9 protein-coding genes are annotated in these 22372 nt (G+C 67.0%); 6 read left to right on the top strand and 3 right to left on the bottom strand.

The genetic code is table 11. The features are described from left to right. The first annotated feature begins 1 nt into the window (after nt 1). Nucleotides 2-1360, top strand: a complete 1359-nt coding sequence (locus tag GW587_RS02430; RefSeq protein WP_166098092.1) for an ATP-binding protein — start codon at nt 2-4, stop codon at nt 1358-1360. Nucleotides 1361-1458: 98 nt separating this feature from the next. Here the strand turns inward: GW587_RS02430 and acpA are convergent, their stop codons facing one another. Further along, on the bottom strand, nt 1459-3600 hold the full coding sequence (gene acpA / locus GW587_RS02425) for an acid phosphatase (RefSeq protein ID WP_166098090.1): 2142 nt from the start codon (nt 3598-3600) through the stop codon (nt 1459-1461). A gap of 147 nt (nt 3601-3747) precedes the next feature. Here acpA and GW587_RS02420 point away from each other — a divergent pair, with 147 nt between their 5' ends. Beyond that, on the top strand, nt 3748-4989 hold the full coding sequence (locus tag GW587_RS02420; RefSeq protein WP_166098087.1) for a cytochrome-c peroxidase: 1242 nt from the start codon (nt 3748-3750) through the stop codon (nt 4987-4989). Nucleotides 4990-4992: 3 nt separating this feature from the next. Here the strand turns inward: GW587_RS02420 and GW587_RS02415 are convergent, their stop codons facing one another. Together GW587_RS02415 and GW587_RS02410 are read right to left on the bottom strand one after the other, a co-directional pair. Beyond that, nucleotides 4993-5304: a cupin domain-containing protein gene (locus tag GW587_RS02415; protein ID WP_166098084.1), complete on the bottom strand. Its 312-nt coding sequence runs from the start codon at nt 5302-5304 to the stop codon at nt 4993-4995. Next, nucleotides 5301-5888, bottom strand: a complete 588-nt coding sequence (locus tag GW587_RS02410; protein WP_166098082.1) for a DJ-1/PfpI family protein — start codon at nt 5886-5888, stop codon at nt 5301-5303. Before GW587_RS02410 ends, GW587_RS02415 begins: the two co-directional genes overlap by 4 nt. Before the next feature lie 82 nt (nt 5889-5970). Here GW587_RS02410 and GW587_RS02405 point away from each other — a divergent pair, with 82 nt between their 5' ends. The 4 genes from GW587_RS02405 to GW587_RS30955 all read left to right on the top strand — a co-directional run bounded on the left by GW587_RS02405 (nt 5971) and on the right by GW587_RS30955 (nt 22176). After that, complete coding sequence (locus GW587_RS02405) at nt 5971-6948, top strand: GlxA family transcriptional regulator (protein WP_166098079.1); 978 nt, start codon at nt 5971-5973, stop codon at nt 6946-6948. A 13-nt stretch (nt 6949-6961) separates the two neighbouring features. Further along, on the top strand, nt 6962-7360 hold the full coding sequence (locus GW587_RS02400; protein WP_207393308.1) for a hypothetical protein: 399 nt from the start codon (nt 6962-6964) through the stop codon (nt 7358-7360). Nucleotides 7361-7907: 547 nt separating this feature from the next. Next, nucleotides 7908-15146: an SPM autocatalytic domain-containing protein gene (locus GW587_RS02395; protein ID WP_166098077.1), complete on the top strand. Its 7239-nt coding sequence runs from the start codon at nt 7908-7910 to the stop codon at nt 15144-15146. 397 nt (nt 15147-15543) lie between these two features. After that, the gene (locus GW587_RS30955; RefSeq protein WP_229259255.1) at nt 15544-22176 is read left to right on the top strand and encodes an SPM autocatalytic domain-containing protein; all 6633 of its coding nucleotides are present in this window, start codon (nt 15544-15546) and stop codon (nt 22174-22176) included. Nucleotides 22177-22372: the final 196 nt, after the last annotated feature.

Raw genomic sequence — 22372 nt, 5'->3', positions numbered from 1 at the left:
GATGAATAAACCCTCGTCGCTGTTCCGCCGGCTGATGCTGGGCTTCGGCGGCGTCATCGTGCTGGTGGCGCTGGCCGGGTTCACTTATGTCGCGTTCGAAGCCAAGGCCACGCAGCGCAACCGCACCGCCAGCGAAAACGCCGCGCACACGCGCGAAGTGCTGCTGCACCTGCGCGAGATCGCCGACAGCCCGGCGCGGGTGCGCGACGCCGCCACCGAACTGGAAGCGGTGCGCAAGGAAATGTTCCGCGAACTGGACTACCACTCGCGGGTGCGGCTGCGCGTGTGGCGGCAGGGCGCACTGGTGTTCAACTCGCAGCCGGAGCTGCCGGACACGCTGCCGGCGCCGGGCAGCGCCGCCGCATACAAGGCCAACGCCTGGGTCAGCGCGGTGGAGCGCGACACCGGCAGCGGGCTGGTGGTCGAGCGCAGCCACGAGGTCGACGACGAATGGATGCTGAGTTTCAGCGGCGTCAGCTTTTTGCTGTCGTCGACGGTGTTCAGCTTGCCGCTGTTGTTGTTGCCGGCGTGGCTGATCGTCGGCATCGGGCTGCGGCCGTTGCGCTCGATCGCCGAAGAGATCGAACAGCGCTCGGTGTTCGACCTGACCGCGCTGCCGGACTCCAAGTACCGCGAACTGTCGCCGCTGGTGACCGCGATCAACCGGCTGATGATGCGGCTAAGCCAGCGCATCGATCGCGAGCACGAATTCCTCACCGACGCCGCGCACGAGCTGAAGACGCCGCTGGCGGCGATCCAGATCAACGCCCACCGGCTGCTGAGCCGCAGCGTGATGGACAACGCCGAGCGCAGCGCCGAAGCGGGGCAGGGCCTGCGCGACGGCGTGGCGCGGGCGACGCACATGGTGCACCAGTTGCTGGCGTTCGAACGCGCGCGCGCCGAGCCGGGCGCCGAACCGCTGCCGACGACCGAGCTGAGCGGCTTCGTGCGCGGACGGCTGGCGGCGGCCGCGCCGCTGGCGCTGCAGCGCGGGATCGACATCGAATTCCAGTCGGAGGCGACGGGCGCGATGCCGATGCACGTGGAAAGCATGGCCGCGCTGCTGGATAACCTGATCAGCAATGCCATCAAGTATTCGCCGGAGGCGGGACGGATCGCGGTGCGGCTGGCGGCGCGCGAGCAGGGCTACCGGCTGACGATCGCCGACCAGGGGCCGGGCATCGCGCCGGCGTTGCGGCAGAAGGTGTTCGAGCGATTCTACCGGGTGCCGGGGCAGGAGCAATCCGGCAGCGGCCTGGGGCTGGCGATCGCCGAACGCGCCGCCGAGCGCAACGACGGCACGATCAGCCTGTCGCAAGGCGACGACGGCGCCGGCCTGACCGTGACCGTTGACTTCTAAATCCGGGGTCAGAGCTAAAAACTGGACACGGGCTCTACCGTAGCAGCCGCTACGGTAGAGCCCGTGTCCAGTTTTTAGCTCTGACCCCGGAGTAGGACTTACTCTTGTGGCGTCAGCGCCAGCGCGGCGCTGAAGTCGCCCATCGGCTTGGCGCCGTTGGCGGCCAGTGCCTTGTCGCGCACGCTCAGGCCGTCCAGCACCGGCAGGTTGAAGCGGTGCGTGATCGCGCGCAGGATCGAGGCCGAATCATATTGCGTGTGGTCGACGCTGCCCTTCTTCACGTACGGCGAGACGATGATCGCCGGCACCCGCGTGCCCGGACCCCAGCGGTCGCCCTTCGGCGGGCTGGCGTGGTCGTAGAAGCCGCCGTTCTCATCGTAGGTGACGATCACCAGCATGTTCTTCCACTGCGGACTCTTCTTCAGCTTGGCGATCACGTCGGCGATGTGCGCGTCGCCGTCGGCCACGGATGCATAACCGGCGTGCTGGTTCAGATTGCCTTGCGGTTTGTAGAACGCGACAGCGGGCAACGTGCCGGCGGCGGCGTCGGCGACGAATTGCGTGTCGTAGTCCTTCAGGTGCGCGGCGCGGTAGGCCGGGCTCTTCACCGGGTCCATGTTGGCGTAGTAGTTGAACGGCTGGTGGTGGAACTGGAAGTTCGGCGGATTGTTGATCGCGCCACGGGTCGCGCCGGTGGTGGCGGCGGTCGTGTCCTTCCAGGCGCCGGCGTACCAGGCCCAGTCGATGTTTTTGCCGCTCAGCATATCGCCGATGTTCTTCTGCGTCTGCGGCGGCAGGGTGGTGGCCTTGCTGGTGTCGGCGTACAGGTGGCTGCTGTCGTCGGCGGCAAAGCTGTTGCTGCTCGGCTGGTACGGCGGCTGCATGGTGTTGACCGCGTAGAACATGCCGGTCGCGTCGGCCGGCGTGATGGCGCCGTCGTTGGCGTAGGCCGGTGCGCCGTTCAGCACGCTGGTCGGCGCGGTGGCGGACGGCGTCAGGCGCAGGAAGTTGCCCTTGGCGTCGAGGTCGATCTTGGCGATCGAGCCGGACGCCACCGACTTGTCGGCGTTCGGGTATTGCGGCGCGCAGGCGCAGATCAGGTACTGGTGCGTCAGGAACGAGCCGCCGAAGGCGCCGATGTACAGGTTGTCGGCCAGCGCGTATTGCTTGGCGATGTCCCACATCTTCATCTTGCTGCCGTCGTAGTAGCCCATGGTCAGGCCGCCGGCGTCCGAATAGGCCGCGAACTTGTCGTTGGCGCCGCCGTTGATCTGCATCTGGTTGTTGTAGAAGCGGTGCACCAGGTCGCGCGAGATCACCGATTGCGCCATCGCGATCGGGCTGTTGACGTCGTCGATCTGGAACGGCTTGTTCGGCAGGTTGGCCGATTGCGCCTGCGTGATCACCAGGCTCTGGCCGGCGGCGGTCATGCCGCCCCAGGTCGGCGGCAGTACCGGCAGCGTGCTGCCGTCGATGTCCTTCTGCGGCACGTAGGCGGCGGTCGCGGTCGGGTTCACGCCCGGTACGCCGTTGGCGCCGGGGAACAGGCCGTACAAGTTGTCGAAACCACGGTTTTCCGCGTAGATGACGACGATGTTCTTGATGTTGCCCAGCGCGGCGCCGGCGCTGATGGCGCTGGCCACGTCGGCCGTGGCGCTCTGCGTGCCGGCAGCGGCGATCACGGCGGTGAAGGTGTCGTTCTCGGTTTTCAGCTTGGCCTGGTCGTCGCCGGAAATCTTGTTGACGTCGGCCAGCAGGTTGCCTTCGCTGACGCCGATGCGCGCGGCCAGCTGGCTGCTGGCGGCGGCGAAGTCGCCGCCGTTGGCGTCCATCAGCGTCGCCACTTCGGTGGAGATGGCGTCGATGATGCCGCCGTGGCCGTTCGGCGCGCGGAACACCAGCTTCTGCGTCACCTTGACGCCGGCGTCGCCGATGGCTTCGTGGCGGATGGCGTCGGTGCCGACCGTGACCAGCAGCGCGCCCTTGTCGGCGCCGGTGACGGTGAAGCTGCCGTCGGCGGCGGTGCGCACGGTGCCGGAGTTGCTGTCGCAGGTGAGCTTGGCGCTGGTGCTCTCCAGGCAGACCACCGCGTTTTCATAGTAGCTGCCGACCACTTGGCCCTTGATGCTCGGCACGTCGTCGGAGGAGGAGCTGCCGCAGGCGGCCAGTCCGGCGCCGATGCCGAGCGACAGCAAGGTCAGCGGCAGGGGCCGCAGCGCCAGGTGCAATGGGTTTTTCATCTTTGTGCCTTCAGGGTAGGTGTGAAAACGGCTCATGCTAGGCACCAAATATGTCAGGACGATGAAATGAATCGGGCTATAAAGTATCGTTTTGTATCGTTGAATATCAGTCATGTAGCCGTCATGTCATATTGTTAGGATGGCTGCATGAAAACGATTTATATATTTGCGCTGGCGGCGCTGCTCGCCGGCTGCCATGGCGAGACACCGCCCGCATCCGCTCCCCGGACCGCAGCGCCCGCCGCCTACGCGCCCAGCGGGCAACATCGCCAACCCAGCGTGCCGGAATTGACCGCGATGGGCCGCGCCATGTTCAGCGAGCCGAGCCTGTCCGCATCGGGCCGCGCCTCCTGCGCCAGCTGCCACGATCCGGCGCATGCCTACGGCCCGGCCAACCGGCTGGCGGTGCAGCTGGGCGGCGGCGACATGGCGACACCCGGCACGCGCGCCGTGCCGTCGCTGCGCTACATCCAGAACGTGCCGCCGTTCACCGAGCACTATCACGACGACGATGGCGACGACAGCGTCGACGCCGGCCCGACCGGAGGCCACAACTGGGACGGCCGCGTGCAGTCGGCGCACGAGCAGGCGCTGGGACCGCTGCTGTCGCCGCGCGAGATGGGCAACAAGGATGAGGCGGCGGTGCTGGTCCGGCTGCGCGAAGGTCCGCTGGCGGCGCAGTTCCGCAAGACCTTCGGCGACGATATCTTCGCCCAGCCGCAGGCGGCGCTGCGCGGCGCGCTGATGGCGCTGGAAGTGTTCCAGGAAAGCCCGGCCGACTTCTATCCCTACACCAGCAAGTACGACGCCTATCTGCGCAAGCAGACCACATTGTCGGCGCAGGAGCTGCGCGGCCTGTCCTTGTTCAACGACGAGACCAAGGGCAATTGCGCATCCTGCCATATCAGCCGGATTTCGCAGGGCGGCGCCTTCCCGCAGTTCACCGACTATGGCTTGATCAATCTCGGCGTGCCGCGCAACGGCAAGCTGGCGGTCAACGCCGACCCGCGCTACTTCGACCTCGGCCTGTGCGGCCCGGAGCGCACCGACCTGCGCGACCACCCGGAATACTGCGGCCGCTTCAAGACGCCGTCGTTGCGCAACGTGGCGCTGCGCAAGGTGTTTTTCCACAACGGCGGCTTTGACAGCCTGGAGCAGGTGCTGCGTTTCTACGTGCAGCGCGATACCGCGCCGCAGAAGTGGTATCCGAAAAACGCCGACGGCGGCGTGCATAAATTCGACGACCAGCCGGCCGGCATGGACGGCAACGTCAACATGGAGGCGCCGTTCGGCGGCAAGCCGGGCGGCAAGCCGGCGTTGAACGACAGGGAAATCGCCGACGTGGTGGCCTTCCTGAAAACGCTGACCGACGGCTACACCGTCAAGTAAGCATCAGGCGCTTCCGGCGCGTTCGATCACCAGGATGCGTGCCGCGCCGCGTGGATGGGCGCAGTGGGCGTCGCCATCGGCGGCGTGGAAGATGTCGCCGGCCTGCAGCGTGACCATCCGCTCGGCGCCGCCTTCGCGGTAGTGCATGTCGACCACGCCGTCCATCACGGCGAACACTTCGTCGCCGTCGTTGACGTGCCAGCGGTAGGGCTGGTCGGTCCAGTGCAGCCGCACCGTGGCGTCGGGGATCGCGGCGATCGACTCGGCGCCCCAGGCGCGCGCGGCGGTGTAGTCCTTGCTGCGCACGATCTTCATGCTTCGCTCCAGTCGTATTCCATCTGGCGCGCGGTGCGCAGCGCCAGTTCGCGCCCGGCCAGGCGCTCGACCAGATGCAGCGACATGTCGATGCCGGCCGAGATGCCGCCCGAAGTGACGATGCCGCCGTTGTCGATCCAGCGCCGGTCGCCGCGCACGTTCAATTGCGGGTAGGCGGCGCGCAGGTCGGCCAGGTCTTCCCAGTGGGTGGTGGCGTCCTGACCGTCCAGCAATCCGGCCTGCGCCAGCAGGAAGGCGCCGGTGCAGACCGAGGCCACCAGCTCGCAGTCGCGTGCCATGGCGGCGATCCATTCAATGACCTCGGGCTTGGCCAGTTCCGCCGTGACCACGCCGCCCGGCACGATCAGCACGTCGAGCTTGCCGGCGCCGGCGAAGTCGGCTTCCGGCTGGATACTCAAGCCGGCGCGGGCGCGCAGCGGCGCCAGGCCGGCGCCGATGGTGCGCACCTGGAACGGCGCCGCCGCGCCGGCCACCCGCGAGGCGCAGGTGAATACTTCGTACGGTCCGGCGAAGTCCAGAACTTCAACATTGTCGAATACGTAAATACCGATGGTGCGCGTCATGCCGGACTCCTGTGGTGGGATCGTCGTAGCTTCGCACGATGGCGGTTGACACATATGACATCAATCGTTGAATATCTGCCACATGACCGATATTTTCCTGCTCGTGTACCAAGGCTTCGTGCTGCTGGACGCCACCGGCCCGGCGCAGGTGTTCTGCACCGCCAACGACGAGGCGCGCGACGCCGGCGACGCCGAGCCCTACCGCATCCACATGATCGCGCCCGGCGGCGGCCAAGTCGCGTCGACCGCCGGCGTGAGCGTGTTGGCCGGGCCGCTGCCCGATCCGTCCGCGCTGGCCGGCGCGACGCTGATGGTGGCCGGCGGCCGTGGCCTGGAAGAGGTCGCCGGCGCCAGCCCGGCGCTCGATCCGGCCATGCTGGCCTGGGTGGCGGCGGCGGCGGCGCATGTGGCGCGCTGTTGCGCGGTCTGTACCGGCGCCTTCGTGCTGGCCCGCGCCGGCCTGCTGGACGGCCGCCGCGCCGTCACCCACTGGCTGGACGCGGCGCAGTTGCAGCTGCAATACCCGGCGATCGCGGTCCAGGACGACGCCATCTATATAAGAGACGGTGCGCTCTACACTTCGGCCGGCATCGCCGCCGGCATGGACCTGGCGCTGGCGCTGGTTGAGGAGGACCGGGGCCGCGCCGCCAGCCTGGCCGCCGCCAAGCGGCTGGTGTTGTTCTTCAAGCGTCCCGGTGGCCAGCGCCAGTTCAGCTCGGAGTTGCTGGCCCAGGCCGACCCGCAGGGCTTGCACGGCCAGCTGACCGCCTGGCTGCGGCCGCGCCTGCAGCAGCAGATCGACGTCGAACGGATGGCGGCCGAGTTCGCCTTATCGGTGCGCACGCTGCATCGCCGCCTGCAGAGCGAATCCGGCATGTCGCCGGCGCAGCTGCTGTTGCGGCTGCGTATGGAGGCGGCCTGCGCGCTGCTGGAGCGGCCCGGCATGACGGTCAAGCGCGCCGCCGACCAGAGCGGTTTCGGCAGCGAGTACAATCTGCGCCGCGCCTTCGTCGCACAGCTGGGCGTGGTGCCCAGCGACTACCAGGCGCGCTTTGGATGAATCGGATACCGTGATGCTGGAATTTGAGAAGTGGGTGGCCCGCGTGCTGCTATTAAATAGCGCACTGGCGCTGGCGGTCAGCCTCGGCCTGCTGGGGCAGCGGCTTGACGGCGCTGGCGCGACGCTGGTGTTCGGCGCCGCGTTGCTGGGCTTTCTGGCCGCCGTTTTTTCCTTGAAACGCCGCCGGATCGGCCTATGGGGCGGCTCCTTGTATTACGCGCTGCAAGTGCTCAGCTATTTCCCCGTCGACGGCGGCCGCGAGTTCAGCGTCAAGGCCGGCGTCAGCGTCGGCGTGGTGCTGCGTTTCCACACCGGCGTGGTGGTGCTGAACGTCATCGCGCTGGCGCTGCTGGCCGCGACCGGGGCGGTGCTGGTCTGGCGCGGCCGCCGGGAGCGCGTCGCGCAGGCCTGATTTGTTGCACCACGTCATCGTATTGTCATACTAGCCCTGCACAATAGCGCTGCGGGAAATTGGTGTGTGGAAATTATCAAATCCTCTACTTTTTTGCCCGAATAATATCGTAATCCTACGCATAACTTCTGATTAATCATGAAGTTAGGACAGGTTGTGGCGTCGCAACACTCGCGATTAAAAATTCTTCAAGGCAATTACTTAATATATAATGCATGATCGGAATTGCGTATTTTTGTGTGCCGCGAGAACGGAACGACTGTTTTTCCGACTTTTTTAGCTTCGGCAAAAAGTTTACTTAATGAAAGTAAGAAATCCGTCGTTATACACAGAACAGGAACAGTTTTTGTTCCTCGGCAAGTTAAAGTTGCTCATTGGCAATTTCCCGCTCAACCAAGAACGCTTTTTGCGCATTGTTGACCGTCGGGACTATAAAAAATAGATGTTTGATAGTAAACAAACCAGAACAGGGCTCGATTCGCGGCTGCAGAGCGCGAATTGGGTGTGCGTTGAGCGGATACGGTCGTAGCCTCCAGGAGAATTCAGAATGAGCAGCATCTTTAGCACCTTTACCACGGCCCAAATCGCGGCTACGACTACTTCGCAAATCCTGACCTTGGGCACGGCCGATATCGCCGGTCTGAATTCCGATCAGTTTCAGGCGCTCACCTCGAACCAGATCCAGGCGCTGACCACGGCGGTAGTCGCCGGCGGCCTGACGACGTCGCAGGCGCAGTTCATGAAAGCCACGCAAGCGAACGGCCTGACCTCGGCGCAAGTCGCCGTGTTGGGGACCGCCAGCGTGTCCGGTCTGTCGACCGCCAGCTTCGCGGCGCTGACCACCAGTGCATTCTCCGGCTTGAGCGCCAACCAGGCCAAGGCCCTGAGCACCAACCAGATCGTGGCGTTGACCGTCAACGAAGCGGCGACGCTGTCGACCTTGCAAGTCTCCGCGCTGGGCACCAGCCAGATCGCCGTGCTGGAAACCGCCGACCTGGCCGCCATCAATACCAACGTGATCGCTTCGCTCGCCACCGCGCAGGTCGCGGCGCTGAGCACCACGCAACTGAACACTTTGTCGACCAATTCGCTGTCCGCGCTGAAAACCGGCGGCATCGCCGCGCTGGGCACGGACCAGGTCGTGGCGCTGACCGCTGGCCAGCTCGGTTCGCTGACCACCAACCAGTTCGCCGCGCTGAGCAGCACTGGCATTGCCGCGATTGAAACGGCCGACCTGTCGGGTCTGACCACCAATGAAATGGCCGCGCTGCGCACCGCGCAAGTGGCTGGCCTGAGCACCGCCCAGGTGGCGCTGCTGTCGACCAACCAGGTCGCCGCGCTGAGCACCAACGCCGTCTCGGCGCTGAGCACCGCCCAAGTGGTGGCGCTGACCGCCGGCCAGGCAGGTTCCTTGAGCACCGCCCAAGTGTCGTCGCTGTCGACCAACGCTGTCGCCGCGATGGAAACCGCCGATTTCGCCGCGCTGAGCACCAATGCGATCGTCGCACTGACCGCCGCGCAGATGAAAGCGCTGACCACGCAACAAGTGGTGGCCCTGACCGCCGGTGAAGCCGCTGCGCTGACCACCGCGCAAGTGGCCGGCCTGTCGACCAACAACGTCGCCGCGCTGGAAACGGCCGACCTGGCCGCGATCAAGACCAGCGCCATCGCCGCTTTGGGCTCCGCCCAGGTCGCCGCGCTGAGCACCACCCAATTGAACACGCTGGCGACCGCTTCGCTGGCCGTGCTGAGCACCGGCGGCATCGCCGCGCTGGGCACCAATCAAGTGGTTGCCCTGACCGGCGGCCAACTCGGTTCGCTGACCACCAGCCAGTTCGTCGCGCTGGGCAGCAACGCCATCGCCGCGATTGAAACCGCCGACCTGGCCAGCCTGAGCACCAATGAAATGGCCGCGCTGCGCACCACGCAAGTGACCGGCCTGAGCACCGCCCAGGTGGCGCTGCTGTCGACCAACCAGGTCGCCGCGCTGAGCACCAACGCCGTCTCGGCGCTGAGCACCGCGCAAGTCGTGGCGCTGACCGCCGGCCAGGCTGGCGCCTTGAGCACCGCTCAAGTCGCTTCGCTGTCCACCAACGCCATCGCCGCGATGGAAACGGCCGACTTCGCCGCGCTGAGCACCAACGCCATCATCTCGCTGACCCCGGCGCAGATGAAAGCGCTGACCACGCAGCAAGTGGTGGCCCTGACCGTCGGCGAAGCCGCCGCGCTGACCACCGCGCAAGTGGCCGGCCTGTCGACCAACAACGTCGCCGCTCTGGAAACGGCCGATCTGGCCGCGATCAAGACCAGCGCCATCGCAGCCTTGGGCACCGCCCAGGTCGCCGCGCTGAGCACCACCCAACTGAACACGCTGGCGACCGCTTCGCTGGCCGTGCTGAGCACCGGCGGCATCGCCGCGCTGGGCACCAATCAAGTGGTGGCCCTGACCGGTGGCCAACTCGGTTCGCTGACCACCAGCCAGTTCGTCGCGCTGGGCAGCAACGCCATCGCCGCGATTGAAACGGCCGACCTGGCCAGCCTGAGCACCAACGAAATGGCCGCGCTGCGCACCACGCAAGTGACCGGCCTGAGCACCGCCCAGGTGGCGCTGCTGTCGACCAACCAGGTCGCCGCGCTGAGTACCAACGCCGTCTCGGCGCTGAGCACCGCGCAAGTAGTCGCACTGACCGCCGGTCAGGCTGGTGCCTTGAGCACCGCCCAAGTCGCTTCGCTGTCGACCAACGCCATCGCCGCGATGGAAACCGCCGACTTCGCCGCACTGTCGACCAACGCCATCATCTCGCTGACCCCGGCGCAGATGAAGGCGCTGACCACGCAGCAAGTGGTGGCCCTGACCGTCGGCGAAGCCGCCGCGCTGACCACCGCGCAAGTGGCCGGCCTGTCGACCAACAACGTCGCCGCGCTGGAAACGGCCGATCTGGCCGCGATCAAGACCAGCGCCATCGCCGCCTTGGGCACCGCCCAGGTCGCCGCGCTGAGCACCACCCAACTGAACACGCTGGCGACCGCTTCGCTGGCCGTGCTGAGCACCGGCGGCATCGCCGCGCTGAGCACCAATCAAGTGGTGGCCCTGACCGGTGGCCAACTGGGTTCGCTGACCACCAGCCAGTTCGTCGCGCTGAGCTCGAACAGCATCGCCGCGATTGAAACCGCCGACCTGGCCAGCCTGAGCACCAGCGAAATGGCCGCGCTGCGCACCGCGCAAGTGGCTGGCCTGAGCACCGCCCAGGTGTCGCTGCTGTCGACCAATCAAGTCGCGGCGCTGAGCACCTCGGCAGTTTCGGCACTGAGCACCGCGCAAGTCGTGGCGCTGACCGCCGGCCAGGCAGGTTCCTTGAGCACCGCCCAAGTCGCTTCGCTGTCGACCAACGCGATCGCCGCGATGGAAACGGCCGACTTCGCCGCGCTGTCGACCAACGCCATCATCTCGCTGACCGCAGCGCAAATGAACGCGCTGACCACGCAACAAGTGGTGGCGCTGACCGTCGGTGAAGCCGCCGCGCTGACCACCGCGCAAGTGGCCGGCCTGTCGACCAACAACGTCGCCGCGCTGGAAACGGCCGACCTGGCCGCGATCAAGACCAGCGCCATCGCCGCGCTGGGCACCGCCCAGGTCGCCGCATTGAGCACCACGCAACTGAACACGCTGGCGACCACTTCGCTGGCTGCGCTGAGCACCGGCGGCATCGCCGCGCTGGGCACCAACCAAGTGGTTGCCCTGACCGGTGGCCAACTCGGTTCGCTGACCACCAGCCAGTTCGTCGCACTGGGCAGCAACGCCATCGCCGCGATTGAAACGGCCGATCTGGCCAGCCTGAGCACCAACGAAATGGCTGCGCTGCGCACCACGCAAGTGACCGGCCTGAGCACCGCCCAGGTGGCGCTGCTGTCGACCAACCAAGTCGCCGCGCTGAGCACCAACGCCGTCTCGGCGCTGAGCACCGCCCAAGTGGTGGCGCTGACCGCCGGCCAGGCTGGCGCCTTGAGCACCGCCCAGGTATCGTCGCTGTCGACCAACGCGATCGCCGCGATGGAAACCGCCGACTTCGCCGCGCTGTCGACCAACGCGATCATCTCGCTGACCCCGGCGCAGATGAAAGCGCTGACCACGCAGCAAGTGGTGGCCCTGACCGTCGGTGAGGCCGCCGCGCTGACCACCGCGCAAGTGGCCGGCCTGTCGACCAACAACGTCGCCGCGCTGGAAACGGCCGATCTGGCCGCGATCAAGACCAGCGCCATCGCCGCCTTGGGCTCCGCCCAGGTCGCCGCGCTGAGCACCACGCAACTGAACACGCTGGCGACCGCTTCGCTGGCCGTGCTGAGCACCGGCGGCATCGCCGCGCTGGGCACCAATCAAGTGGTTGCCCTGACCGGCGGTCAACTTGGTTCGCTGACCACCAGCCAGTTCGTCGCGCTGGGCAGCAACGCCATCGCCGCGATCGAAACCGCCGATCTGGCCAGCCTGAGCACCAACGAAATGGCCGCGTTGCGCACCACGCAAGTGACCGGTCTGAGCACCGCCCAGGTGGCGCTGCTGTCGACCAACCAGGTCGCCGCGCTGAGCACCAACGCCGTCTCGGCGCTGAGCACTGCCCAAGTGGTGGCGCTGACCGCAGGCCAGGCTGGCGCCTTGAGCACCGCCCAGGTATCGTCGCTGTCGACCAACGCCATCGCCGCGATGGAGACCGCCGACTTCGCCGCGCTGTCGACCAACGCGATCATCTCGCTGACCCCGGCGCAGATGAAAGCGCTGACCACGCAACAAGTGGTGGCCCTGACCGTCGGTGAAGCCGCCGCGCTGACCACCGCGCAAGTGGCCGGCCTGTCGACCAACAACGTCGCCGCGCTGGAAACGGCCGATCTGGCCGCGATCAAGACCAGCGCCATCGCCGCCTTGGGCACCGCGCAGGTCGCCGCGCTGAGCACCACGCAACTGAACACGCTGGCCACCACTTCGCTGGCCGCACTGAGCACCGGCGGCATCGCCGCGCTGGGCACCAATCAAGTAGTCGCCCTGACCGGTGGTCAACTCGGTTCGCTGACCACCAGCCAGTTCGTCGCGCTGGGCAGCAACGCCATCGCCGCGATTGAAACCGCCGACCTGGCCAGCCTGAGCACCAACGAAATGGCCGCGCTGCGCACCACGCAAGTGACCGGCCTGAGCACCGCCCAGGTGGCGCTGCTGTCGACCAACCAGGTCGCCGCGCTGAGCACCAACGCCGTCTCGGCGCTGAGCACCGCGCAAGTCGTGGCGCTGACCGCCGGCCAGGCAGGTTCCTTGAGCACCGCCCAGGTGGCTTCGCTGTCGACCAACGCGATCGCCGCGATGGAAACCGCCGACTTCGCCGCGCTGTCGACCAACGCCATCATCTCGCTGACCCCGGCGCAGATGAAAGCGCTGACCACGCAGCAAGTGGTGGCGCTGACCGTCGGTGAAGCCGCCGCGCTGACCACCGCGCAAGTGGCCGGCCTGTCGACCAACAACGTCGCCGCGCTGGAAACGGCCGATCTGGCCGCGATCAAGACCAGCGCCATCGCCGCGCTGGGTACCGCCCAGGTCGCCGCGCTGAGCACCACCCAATTGAACACGCTGGCGACCGCTTCGCTGGCCGTGCTGAGCACCGGCGGCATCGCCGCGCTGAGCACCAATCAAGTGGTGGCCCTGACCGGTGGCCAACTCGGTTCGCTGACCACCAGCCAGTTCGTCGCGCTGGGCAGCAACGCCATCGCCGCGATTGAAACCGCCGACCTGGCCAGCCTGAGCACCAACGAAATGGCCGCGCTGCGCACCGCGCAACTGACCGGTCTGAGCACCGCCCAGCTGGCGCTGCTGTCGACCAACCAGGTCGCCGCGCTGAGCACCAACGCCGTCTCGGCGCTGAGCACCGCGCAAGTGGTCGCACTGACCGTCGGCCAGGCTGGTTCCTTGAGCACCGCCCAGGTATCGTCGCTGTCGACCAACGCGATCGCCGCGCTGGAAACGGCCGACTTCGCCGCACTGAGCACCAACGCGGTCCGCTCGCTGAGCGTTGCCCAGATCAAGGCGCTGACCACGCAGCAAGTGGTGGCCCTGACCAACGGCGAAGCCGCCGCGCTGACCACCGCGCAAGTGAACAGCTTCTCGACCAACGACATCGCCGCCCTGGAAACCAGCGATCTGGCCGCACTGCAGACCGCCGCGCTCAATGCCCTGGGCAGCGTGCAAGTGCAGGCGCTGACCACGAGCCAGGTCAACAGCCTGGCGACCGCCTCGCTGGCCGCGCTGAGCAGCGCCGGCATCGCCGCGCTGACCACCAACCAGGTCGTCGCGTTGACCGGCGGCCAGCTCGGCAGCCTGAGCACGCAGCAAGTCGTGGCGCTGAGCTCGAACAGCATCGCGGCGATCGAAACGGCCGACCTGTCGAGCCTGACGACGACGGAAATCTCGTCGCTGCGCACCGCCCAGCTGGCAGGCCTGAGCTCCGGCCAGGTCGCCAACCTGTCGACCAACCAGGTCAACGCGTTGAGCACCTCCAGCATCGTCGCGCTGAGCACCAACCAGATCGTGGCGCTGACCGCCGGTCAAGTCGCCTCGCTGGCCACGGCGCAGCTGAGCTCGCTGACTTCGGTGCAGATCGCGGCGCTTGAAACCGCCGACTTCGCGGCCATCACCACCACCAGCATGTCCGCGCTGAGCAGCGCCCAGCTGGCCGCGCTGACCACCAACCAGGCGGTGGCGTTGACGGTCAACCAGGCCGCCGCGCTGAGCAGCCGCCAGGTGAGTGGCTTGAGCACCAGCGCCATCGCCGCGCTGGAAACCGCCGACCTGGCCGCGCTGTCGACCGCAGCGGTCGCGTCGCTGAGCACCCGTCAGGTCAGCGTGTTGTCGACCAACGGCATCGCCGGCATGACGACCAACCAGATCCACGCGCTGACGACGGTGCAGATCCACGCGCTGACGTCGGACCAGTTCCATGCGATGAGCACCACCCAGACCTCGGTCCTGGTGTCGCTGACCCCGATCGTGCTGGACCTGAACGGCAACGGCATCGAGACGCTGGGCGCCAACCAGGGCGTCAAGTTCGACCTGCTGGCCAATGGCAACAAAGGCAACACCGGCTGGGTCGGCGGTGGCGATGGCCTGCTGGTACTGGATCGCAACGGCGATGGCACCATCAACGACGGTAGCGAGTTGTTCGGCTCGGGCACCACGCTGGCCAACGGCAAGAAAGCGGCCAACGGTTACCAAGCCATGGCCGAGCTCGATACCAACGGCGACGGTACCATCGACAGCAAGGACAGCGACTTCGCCAAGCTGCAGGTCTGGGTCGACGGCAACGCCGACGGCATCAGTCAGGCCGACGAGCTGAAATCGCTGACCGATCTGGGCATCACCAAGCTGAACCTGGACGTCAAGCAAACCCTGACCGGCACCGGCAACGGCAACTTCGTCGGCGCCACGTCGAGCTTTGAAACCAGCGACGGCGCGACGCACCAGGCGGCCGACGTCTGGTTCGCTCAAGGCCTGAGCGGCAACGTCAGCGGTCTGGCCCAGGCGATGTCGACCTTCGCGGCAAGCAACAAGCCGGCGGCGCCCGCGGCGCAGCAACTGGATATCCGTGGTGGCGGCGTCAACGCCAGCGCGGCCCAGTTGGCCGATGCGCTGAAACGCTACGATGCCGACGGCAAGCCGGCCGCCGCGGCCAGCACCGCGGTCGACAGCGAGCTGCGCTTCAAGGCGCTGCACGGTGCGACCCAAGGCTTCCTGGCGGCGCCGCACAAGTAATCGGCGCACGACGGTAGTCAAAAAACGACAGGGCCGCGGCCTTGTCGTTTTTATTTGTACGTTCGATAACGGCTCAATTAGATTTCCACACGTAAACAAAATAATTTAATGCGGTGCGGAAAAATGTCGCTTTATGGGAGGCAGGCGGCGGTTTTGAATGCGGACGTGGTTTTTTCGTCCATGCTGAGTTGATGTGTGGAAAAATTTCCTGCGAACATCCTAAAGTTGTTATGCTTGTTGACGTTAAGAATCTAAGTAGTCCTTCCCGCAGTTCCTCAGTTGTTGCAGTTAAATCAAGAAATCGTAGTCCCAAATTTGATACGGAGCCCACGGGAAAGACCTGTCGGCTCCCATGTTTGTCCAGACAGAACCGTGTAGTGCCCCAAGGAGAATGGAAATGAGCCTCGTAACTAGTATGAACACCGACCAGATCGCCGCACTGTCGACCGCTACCGTCGCCAGTCTGGTTACCGCCGATATCGCTGCGCTCAATTCCAGCCAATTCCGGGCCTTCACCACCGACCAGATCGGCGCGCTGACCACCGCGCATGCGGTCGCGATGACCACCAGCACGCTGGCCAACGGCCTGACCACCGACCAGATCGTCGCGTTGAGCACCGCCCAGGTCGGCGCCTTCAATTCGCGCCAGGTCGCCGCGCTGTCCACCGATTCCATCGTCGCGCTGCAAACCGACGACCTGCAGGCGCTGAAAACCGCCTCCATCGCCGGCCTGAGCACCAGCCAGGTCAACACCCTGTCGACCGACCAGATCGTCGCGCTGCAAAGCACCCAGGCCGCCGCGCTGAGCTCCGCCCAGGTCGCCGCGCTGGGCACCTCGGCGCTGGCCGCGTTCGAGACCGCCGACCTGCTGGCGATCAAGACCGGCGGCATCGCCGTGCTGAGCACCGACCAGGTCGCCGCGCTGACGACCGACCAGGTCTCCAAACTGAGCACCGGCCAGATCGGCGCCCTGAGCACCAACGCGCTGGCCTATGGCCTGACCACCGACCAGGTCGTCGCACTGACCTCGACCCAGCTGGCCGGCCTGAGCACCGGCCAGTTCGGCGCGCTGTCGACCAACGATGTCGCCGCGATTGAAACGGCGGATCTGGTGGCGTTGAAAACCGGCGTCATCGCCGCACTGAAAACCGCGCAACTGGCCGCGCTGACCACCGACCAGGTCAGCAATCTGACCACCGGCCAGGTCGCCGCGCTGGGCACCTCCAGCATCGCCGCACTGAGCACCGACCAGGTGGTCGCGCTGAGCACCAGCCAGGCCGCCGTGCTGAGCTCGGGCCAAGTCGCCGCGCTGAGCACCGACGACATCGTCGCGCTGGAAACCGCCGACCTGCAAGCCATCAAGACCAGCGCCGTCGCCGCGCTGTCGACCGCCCAGACCGCCGCCTTGTCGACCGACCAGGTCGTCGCCCTGACCAGCGGCCAGGTGTCGGCGCTGAGCAGCAAGCAAGTCGCCGCGCTGGGCACCGCCGCCATCGCCGCGATTGAAACCGCCGATCTGCTGGCGCTGAAAACCGGCGCCATCGCCGTGCTCAGCACCGACCAGACCGCCGCGCTGACCACCGACCAGGTCTCGACCCTGAGCAGCAGCCAGATCGCCGCCCTGAGCACCAGCAGCCTGGCCTACGGCCTGACCACCGACCAGATCGTGGCGCTGAGCTCGAAACAGCTGTCCGTCCTGAGCACCGCCCAGTTCGGCGCGCTGTCGACCGACGACATCGCCGCCATCGAAACCGCCGACATCGTCGGCCTGAAAACCGGCATCATCGCCGCGCTGAAAACCGCACAACTGGCGGCGCTGACCACCGACCAGCTGAGCAACCTGACCACCGGCCAGATCGCCGCGCTGACCACCGCCAGCGTCGCCTCGCTGAGCACCGACCAGGTGGTCGCGCTGAGCACCACCCAAGCCGCCGTATTGAGCTCGGGCCAGATCGCCGCCTTCAGCACCGACGACATCGTCGCGCTGGAAACCGCCGACCTGCAAGCGATCAAGACCGCGTCGATCGCCGCGCTGTCGGCCGGTCAGGCCGGCGCCTTGTCGACCGACCAGATCGTTGCCCTGACCAGCGGCCAGGTGTCGGCGCTGAGCAGCAAACAAGTCGCCGCGCTGGGCACCGCCGCCATCGCCGCGATCGAAACCGCCGACCTGGTGGCGCTGAAAACCGGCGGCATCGCCGTCCTCAGCACCGACCAGATGGCCGCGCTGACCACCGACCAGATCACCTCGCTGACCAGCGCCCAGATTTCGGCGCTGAGCACCACCGACCTGGCCTACGGCCTGACCACCGACCAGATCGTCGCCATGGCGTCGAACCAGCTGGCCGGCCTGACCACGCTGCAGTTCGGCGCGCTGTCGACCAACGCCGTCGCCGCCATCGAGACCGCCGACATCGTCGGCCTGAAAACCAGCGTCATCGCCGCGCTGAAAACCGCACAACTGGCGGCGCTGACCACCGACCAGCTGAGCAACCTGACCACCGGCCAGATCGCCGCGCTGAGCACCGCCAGCGTCGCCTCGCTGAGCACCGACCAGGTGGTCGCGCTGAGCACCAGCCAGGCTTCGGTCCTGAGCTCGGGCCAGATCGCCGCGATGAGCACCGACGACATCGTCGCGCTGGAAACCGCCGACCTGCAAGCGATCAAGACCGCGACCATCGCCGCGCTGTCGACCGCCCAGACCGCCGCCTTGTCGACCGACCAGATCGTCGCCCTGACCAGCGGCCAGGTATCGGCGTTGAGCAGCAAGCAAGTCGTCGCGCTGGGCACCGCCGCCATTGCCGCGATTGAAACCGCCGACCTGCTGGCGCTGAAAACCGGCGGCATCGCCGTCCTCAGCACCGACCAGATGGCCGCGCTGACCACCGACCAGATCACCTCGCTGACCAGCGCCCAGATCGCGGCGCTGAGCACCACCGACCTGGCCTACGGCCTGACCACCGACCAGATCGTCGCCATGGCGTCGAACCAGCTGGCCGGCCTGACCACGCTGCAATTCGGCGCGCTGTCGACCAACGCCGTCGCCGCCATCGAGACCGCCGACATCGTCGGCCTGAAAACCGGTGTCATCGCCGCGCTGAAAACCGCACAACTGGCGGCGCTGACCACCGACCAGCTGAGCAACCTGACCACCGGCCAGATCGCCGCGCTGAGCACCGCCAGCGTCGCCGCGCTGAGCACCGACCAGGTCGTCGCGCTGAACACCAGCCAGGCCGCCGTGCTGAGCTCGGGCCAGATCGCCGCCTTCAGCACCGACGACATCGTCGCGCTGGAAACCGCCGACCTGCAAGCGATCAAGACTTCGTCGATCGCCGCGCTGTCGGCCGGCCAGGCTGGCGCCTTGTCGACCGACCAGATCGTCGCCCTGACCAGCGGCCAGGTGTCGGCGCTGAGCAGCAAGCAAGTCGCCGCGCTGGGCACCGCCGCCATCGCCGCGATCGAGACCGCCGACCTGCTGGCGCTGAAAACCGGCGGCATCGCCGTCCTCAGCACCGACCAGATGGCGGCCTTGACCACCGACCAGATCACCTCGCTGACCAGCGCCCAGATTTCGGCCCTGAGCACCACCGACCTGGCCTATGGCCTGACCACCGACCAGATCGTCGCCATGGCGTCGAACCAGTTGGCCGGCCTGACCACCGTCCAGTTCGGCGCGCTGTCGACCAACGCCGTCGCCGCCATCGAGACCGCCGACATCGTCGGCCTGAAAACCAGCGTCATCGCCTCGCTGAAAACCGCACAACTGGCGGCGCTGACCACCGACCAGCTGAGCAACCTGACCACCGGCCAGATCGCCGCCCTGAGCACCGCCAGCGTCGCTTCGCTGAGCACCGACCAGGTCGTCGCGCTGAACACCAGCCAGGCCGCCGTGCTGAGCTCGGGCCAGATCGCCGCCTTCAGCACCGACGACATCGTCGCGCTGGAAACCGCCGACCTGCAAGCGATCAAGACCTCGTCGATCGCCGCGCTGTCGGCCGGCCAGGCTGGCGCCTTGTCGACCGACCAGATCGTCGCCCTGACCAGCGGCCAGGTGTCGGCGCTGAGCAGCAAGCAAGTCGCCGCGCTGGGCACCGCCGCCATCGCCGCGATCGAGACCGCCGACCTGCTGGCGCTGAAAACGGCCGGCATCGCCGTCCTCAGCACCGACCAGATGGCCGCGCTGACCACCGACCAGATCACCTCGCTGACCAGCGCCCAGATTTCGGCGCTGAGCACCACCGACCTGGCCTACGGCCTGACCACCGACCAGATCGTCGCCATGGCGTCGAACCAGCTGGCCGGCCTGACCACGCTGCAATTCGGCGCGCTGTCGACCAACGCCGTCGCCGCCATCGAGACCGCCGACATCGTCGGCCTGAAAACCGGCGTCATCGCTTCGCTGAAGACCGCGCAACTGGCGGCGCTGACCACCGACCAGCTGAGCAACCTGACCACCGGCCAGATCGCCGCCCTGAGCACCGCCAGCGTCGCTTCGCTGAGCACTGACCAGGTCGTCGCGCTGAACAGCAGCCAGGCTTCGGTCCTGAGCTCGAGCCAGGTCGCCGCGCTGAGCACCGACGACATCGTCGCGCTGGAAACCGCCGATCTGCAAGCGTTCAAGACGGCGTCGATCGCCGCGCTGTCGACCGCGCAAGTGTCCAACCTGTCGACCGACCAGGTGGTCGCCCTGACCAGCGGCCAGGTGTCGGCGCTGAGCAGCAAGCAAGTCGCCGCGCTGGGCACCGCCGCCATCGCCGCGATCGAAACCGCCGACCTGCTGGCGCTGAAGACCGGCGGCATCGCCGTCCTCAGCACCGACCAGATGGCCGCGCTGACCACCGACCAGATCACCTCGCTGACCAGCGGACAGATCTCGGCGCTGAGCACCGCCGACCTGGCCTACGGCCTGACCACCGACCAGATCGTCGCCATGGCGTCGAAACAGTTGGCCGGCCTGACCACGCTGCAATTCGGCGCGCTGTCGACCAACGCCGTCGCCGCCATCGAGACCGCCGATATCGTGGGCCTGAAAACCAGCGTCATCGCCGCGCTGAAAACCGCACAACTGGCGGCGTTGACCACCGACCAGCTGAGCAACCTGACCACCGGCCAGATCGTTGCCCTGAGCACCGCCAGCGTCGCCTCGCTGAGCACCGACCAGGTGGTCGCGCTGAGCACCAGCCAGGCTTCGGTGCTGACCACCGGCCAGGTCGCCGCACTGAGCACCGACGACGTCGTCGCGCTGGAAACCGCCGACCTGCAAGCGTTCAAGACCGCGACCATCGCCGCGCTGTCGACCGCCCAGGTGGCCAATCTGTCGACCGACCAGATCGTCGCGCTGACCAGCGGCCAGGTGTCGGCGCTGACCAGCAAGCAAGTCGTCGCGCTGGGCACCGCCGCCATCGCCGCGATCGAAACCGCCGACCTGCTGGCGCTGAAGACCGGCGGCATCGCCGCCCTCGGCTCCGACCAGTTGGGCGCGCTGACGACCGATCAGGTCACGGTGCTGACCACCGGCCAGGTGGCCGCGCTGAGCACCAGCAACCTGTCGACCGGCCTGAGCACCGACCAGGTCGTCGCGCTGAGCTCGTCGCAGATCAACGCGCTGACCACGGTGCAGTTCAACGCACTGTCGAGCGACAGCATCGCCGCGATCGAAACGGCCGACCTGTCGGTCCTGCGCACCAGCCTGATCGTCGCGCTGAAGACCGCGCAACTGGCGGCGCTGAGCACCGACCAGATCGGCAGCCTGAGCACCGCGCAAGTGGCGGCGCTGTCGACCAATAACCTGGCCACCGGCCTGACCACCGACCAGGCGGTCGCGCTGACCTCGACGCAAGTCGCCGTGCTGAGCTCCGGCCAGGCCGGCGCGTTGAGCACCGCCGCCATCGCCGCGCTGGGCACCGAAGACCTGGCTGTGCTGAAAACCTCGGCCGTCGCCGCGCTGAAGACCGCGCAGATCCAGGCGCTGACCACCGACCAGGTGGTGGCGCTGAGCACCGGCCAGACCGCGTCGCTGACCACCACGCAGATCCGCGCGCTGAGCACCGACCAGTTGAAATCGCTGGAAACCACCGACCTGGTGGCGCTGCGCACCGCGGCGGTCGCGGCGCTGACCTCGGACCAGATCAGCGGCCTGAGCACCGACCAGATCCATTCGCTGACCAGCGGCCAGGTGTGCGCCATCACCAGCGCCCAGGTGCCTGGTCTGTCGACCGACCAGATCGCGGCGCTGAACTCGCCGCTGGGCACGCCGATCGTGCTGGACCTGAACGGCAACGGCATCTCGACGCTGAACATCGCGGCCGGCGTGCAGTTCGACCTGCTGGGCAACGGCCAAAAAGGCGGCACCGGCTGGGTGGGCGGCGGCGATGGCCTGCTGGTCCTGGACCGCAACGGCGACGGCACCATCAACGATGGTACCGAGCTGTTCGGCGCGGGCACCACGCTGGCCAATGGCAAGAAAGCCGTCACCGGCTACGAAGCCATGGCCGAGCTGGACACCAACGGCGACGGCGTGATCGACAGCAAGGACGCCGCGTTCGGCAAGCTGCAGGTCTGGATCGACGGCAACGCGGACGGCATCAGCCAGGCCGACGAGCTGAAATCGCTGGGCGACCTGGGCATCACCAAGCTGAATCTCGATGCCAAGCAGAACGCGTCGCTGAACAACGGCAACATCGTCGGCGCCACGTCGACCTTCGAGACCAGCGACGGCGCGACCCACGAAGCGGCCGACGTCTGGTTCCAGATGTCGAGCGCGGCGCAAGCCACCACGCTGACCGCCTCGGTCAGCGGCCTGGCGCAGGCGCTGTCGAGCTTCACGGCGGCGGCCCCGGCGGCCAACACGGCCAAGCTGGAAGTGCCGGGCAGCAGCAGCGGCGGCACGGCGGCGGCGCTGGCCAGCGCCATCGGCGACTACAGCAACAGCCAGCTGACCGCCGTCAGCAACGCGGTGGCGACCGAAACCTCGCTGCGCCTGAAGGCGCTGCAAGGCGGCGCGTCCAGCCACGGCATCCTGGCAGCCAAGTAAGCGCAGCCAAGCGGCCGATGCCGAAGCGGCAAGACCTCGCGGTCTTGCCGTTTTTTTTTGCCGCGATGCCGGGAACAGCGGGCGTAAACCGCTGTTGTTCAGCAACAGAAAATGCGCCGTGAGGGAGCATGCTGGGGTAGAATCCAAAGGCGGCGTAATAGTGCGCTGCTGCAAGCTTTACCCAGGTCAACCAACA

The sequence above is a fragment of the Duganella aceris genome (assembly GCF_011090165.1).
GTDB classification, from domain to species: Bacteria; Pseudomonadota; Gammaproteobacteria; order Burkholderiales; family Burkholderiaceae_D; genus Rugamonas; species Rugamonas aceris.
The sequence above is the reverse complement of the archived record's forward strand: the minus strand, read 5'-3'. Positions and strand labels throughout refer to the sequence as shown.